Origin of the sequence: Devosia sp. (genome assembly GCF_034675085.1) — a bacterium.
Classification (GTDB): Bacteria; Pseudomonadota; Alphaproteobacteria; order Rhizobiales; family Devosiaceae; genus Devosia.
Map to the genome: position 1 here is coordinate 1 of NZ_JAUCDN010000320.1, position 3,685 is coordinate 3,685.

Below are 3,685 nucleotides of genomic sequence, written 5' to 3' on the forward strand. Positions count from 1 at the left end.
TGTTCGCCCGCGCTGCGGGAGTAGCTCAGTTGGTTAGAGCGCCGGCCTGTCACGCCGGAGGTCGCGGGTTCGAGCCCCGTCTCTCGCGCCATTTCTTTTGATGGCCCAATCCTTTCCTTTCCGTTTTATCCCCGTTTCGACAGCCCGCCTTGCGGGGCGTTTCATTTTGTCGTGAGGGTGGATATCCCCGCTGGCGCGGCGGGCCTATAGTTTCCGGCAATCACCGTGCCGGGGATGCCATGCCTTCGTTCATCCTCTCCCGCCGCCGTTTCGGCGCGCTGTTGTTTTCCGCCGGCCTTGCCCTGTCCATGCCGGGGTGGGCGCAGGAGGCGCCGGTGCCAATTCCGCCCCCCGATGCCGATCCGGCGGAGTCGGGAGCCAGCGCCCGCGCGCTTTTTGCCGGAGGCTGCTTCTGGGGCGTCCAAGGGGTTTTCCAGCATGTAAAGGGCGTTACCCGCGCGGTTTCCGGCTATGCCGGCGGCGCGGCGGAGACGGCCACCTACGATCGGGTGACCTCGGGCATCACCGGTCATGCCGAAACCGTCGAGGTGACCTATGATCCGAGCGTCATCAGCTATGGGCGGCTGCTTCAGATCTTCTTCTCGGTGGCGCACAATCCCACCCAGCTCAATTTCCAGGGCCCCGACCACGGCACGCAATATCGCTCGGCGCTGTTTTCCCTCACCGCGCAGCAGGCGGAAACGGCCCGCGCCTATATCGCCCAGCTCGAGGCCACCGGACTTTTCCCCGGTCCCATCGTTACCGCGTTGGAGCCCGACGCGGTATTTTATCCCGCCGAGCAGTATCATCAGGATTTCCTGACTCTCTATCCAAGCTGGCCTTATATCGTGGTCAACGACCTGCCCAAGGTGGAGGCCCTGCGGACGTTGTTCGCCGATCTCTATCGCGACGAGCCGGTCCTGGTCGGTCAGCTCTGAAAGGGAGGAACCGGCCCCCGCGGGCCAGCGTTATCCCCGGTGAGTGGCTCCGTCGTATGCTGGCGGGCGGTTCGTGAGGCGTGGGGAGTGTCCGGCATGCACGCATTGAAAACGGTTTTGCTGGCGGGGCTGCTGGGCGTCGTTCCGGGGGTGGCTTTTGCTGCCGATATGACCGTGCTTGCCATCAGCGCCCCCGGCGTTCCGGGTGAAATGGCCGTTCACGATGGCGGCTTCGACTGGAGCGGCTTTTATGCTGGAATCTATGGTGTCGCGCAGCAGAATGCCGTCACCGATGCCCGGTTCGGACTGGGAATCCAGGCAGGGGTCAATGCGCAGTTCGACTTTTATCTCGTCGGAGCGGAAGTTGCGGTGCATGGCCTCACCGATGGCGGGGTGGGCGATGGCGGCTATGGGCAATTGCTCGGCCGCGCCGGCCTAGTGGTGAGCGACGACGTGCTGGTTTATGCAGCAGGGGGCTATGGGCTCAATCTCGGCATGCCGGCGCAGGACGCAGCCCTGCTGGGCGGCGGCGTGGAAATCTCGCTCACCGATTCCCTCTCCCTCGATGCCCAGTACCTGCATGGCGTGCCGCTTTCAGGCGGCAATGCCAACAACCAGTTCACCCTCGGCGCCAATTTCCATTTCTAGCCGAGGGGTCCTCCTCATTGCGGCGGACGGGGCCCGATTCTGACCGAGTCGGGCAATGGGCTTGACGTCGTGGCGCATTCGAGTCCAGATTGTGCCACGTTCTCGCCCTAATTCAGGGCCGATAGCCACAATTTGTCTCAAATTGATCCATTTGCGCGGCAATGGTGCAACACCTCCCCGCAAATGGTCACGCATTCTTATCCGCATTGTCCGATTTGAGCATCCACGGGCTTGTCACGCGCGTTAGGCTGATGCATCTAGTCGGTCGACTACGGTTAACTCTATGGGAGTGCAAGATATGTTTGTACGTTCGCTTACCCTCGGTGTGGCTGCCGCCGCGCTGCTCGCTGGTGGTGCTCAGGCCGCTGACCTGATCATCCCGACCACCCCCCAGCCGATCTACGAAGCCGCTGGCTTCAGCTGGGAAGGCCTCTATGTCGGTGCTCGCGTCGGCGGTGAATTCGTCGGCAACGACGCCATCGGCACCGGTGTCGCCAACGAATCCTACGGCGTCATTGGTGGCGTTGTCGGTGTCAACTTCATCCCCGCCGATCCGATCGTGATCGGTGCTGAAGTCACCGCCGACTACATCTGGAACGGCAACCTGGCCACCGGCGAATTCTTCGCCAACCTCAAGGCTGGCGCCATCGTCACCGACAATGTCATGGTCTATGCCCTGGCCGGTATCGGCACCCAGACCCGCAACGGCACCAACACCGGTCTCTACCAGCTCGGTGGTGGCCTGGAAGTCGGCGTGACCGACGCCGTGTCGGTTCGTGCTGAACTCGTCGGCATCGGCGACTTCGACAATGGTGGTAACTTCTTCGACGGCGCCAAGGCCACCGTCGGCGTGTTCTACCACTTCTAAGATTTGCAATCGGCCGAGGCGGTTCGCCGTCTCGCCGGACTACCATCTTGCAAACCCAATTCGGCGAACCGGTTCCCCCGGTTCGCCGTTTTGGTTTGTGGGCCGGAGAATCGGCCCGCATTGCATCGGCTGCAAACCAGCTTCCCATGCAGCATCCGGCCATGGCGGGGAGGGGCTGGCACGGACTTGGGCCGCGCTATTCCTGCCCAGGCTCCAATGGCCTCGATTGCCGGTTTTCCTCTTCCGGTAGCATGGTTTTTTGCCAGCAAAGGCAGAGGGCTGGTGTTCATTGCTGCTTTAAGCATTCATGATACATGATTGTTTCTCTCATATTTTCTTTCCCTTGAAACCCGGTAGCCAAAGGTCTAAGCCCTGTCGCATCAACTACTGCGTTGGTTCGCTCGCCCCAATTGCTTGCAGAACTCTCGCGTCGCCGGGTTTCTCACCGGCCTAGAAAACAGGCTGCCGCATGACTGACTTGCTCAGCGACTATTTGCCGATCGTCATATTCATCGCCGTGGCCGGCCTTATCGGCCTGGCGCTTCTGGTTGCCCCTTTCATCATCGCGGTGAAGAACCCCGATCCTGAAAAAGTTTCGGCATTCGAAGCCGGGTTTGATGCCTTCGACGATGCGCGCATGAAGTTCGACGTGCGTTTTTACCTCGTCTCGATTCTCTTCATCATCTTCGATCTGGAAGTGGCCTTTCTCTTTCCCTGGGCGGTGGTTTTCCGCGAGGTCGGCTGGTTCGGATTCTGGTCGATGATGATCTTCCTCGGTGTGCTCACCGTGGGCTTTATCTATGAATGGCGGAAAGGGGCCCTGGAATGGGATTGAGTGAACCCAACGCTACGCTGGTCGCGCCGCGCCCCACCGGCCTTGTCGATCCGCGCACCAACCGTCCGGCCGGCGCCGACGATCCGTTTTTCACCGATGTGACCGACGAGCTGGCCGATAAGGGGTTCCTCGTCTCCACCGTTTCGCAACTGGTGACCTGGGCTCGTACGGGGTCGCTGATGTGGATGCAGACGGGTCTCGCCTGCTGCGCCGTCGAGATGATGCAGATGTCAATGCCGCGCTACGATATCGAGCGTTTCGGCACCGCGCCGCGCGCCTCGCCGCGCCAGTCCGACGTGCTCATCGTGGCCGGTACGCTGACCAACAAGATGGCTCCGGCCTTGCGCAAGGTCTACGACCAGATGCCGGAGCCGCGCTATGTGATCTCCATGGGCA

Annotated in this window: 5 protein-coding genes and 1 tRNA gene; all 6 read left to right on the plus strand. The window is 61.4% G+C overall.

Going from position 1 to position 3,685, the window contains the following annotated elements; translation table 11 throughout:
- Positions 1–14 precede the first annotated feature (14 nt).
- Positions 15–91, plus strand: a tRNA-Asp gene (locus VDP82_RS15535).
- A gap of 148 nt (positions 92–239) precedes the next feature.
- A complete protein-coding gene (msrA, locus tag VDP82_RS15540; protein WP_323015737.1) occupies positions 240–938 on the plus strand; it encodes a peptide-methionine (S)-S-oxide reductase MsrA in 699 nt (232 codons plus the stop codon).
- Positions 939–1,034: 96 nt separating this feature from the next.
- The gene (locus tag VDP82_RS15545) at positions 1,035–1,586 is read left to right on the plus strand and encodes a porin family protein (RefSeq protein ID WP_323015738.1); all 552 of its coding nucleotides are present in this window, start codon (positions 1,035–1,037) and stop codon (positions 1,584–1,586) included.
- A gap of 298 nt (positions 1,587–1,884) precedes the next feature.
- A complete protein-coding gene (locus VDP82_RS15550; RefSeq protein ID WP_323015739.1) occupies positions 1,885–2,454 on the plus strand; it encodes a hypothetical protein in 570 nt (189 codons plus the stop codon).
- Positions 2,455–2,923: 469 nt separating this feature from the next.
- Positions 2,924–3,289: an NADH-quinone oxidoreductase subunit A gene (locus VDP82_RS15555; protein WP_323015740.1), complete on the plus strand. Its 366-nt coding sequence runs from the start codon at positions 2,924–2,926 to the stop codon at positions 3,287–3,289.
- A partial coding sequence (gene nuoB, locus VDP82_RS15560) for an NADH-quinone oxidoreductase subunit NuoB (RefSeq protein ID WP_323015741.1) occupies positions 3,280–3,685 on the plus strand: 406 nt, incomplete at its 3' end. The genes VDP82_RS15555 and nuoB, both read left to right, overlap by 10 nt.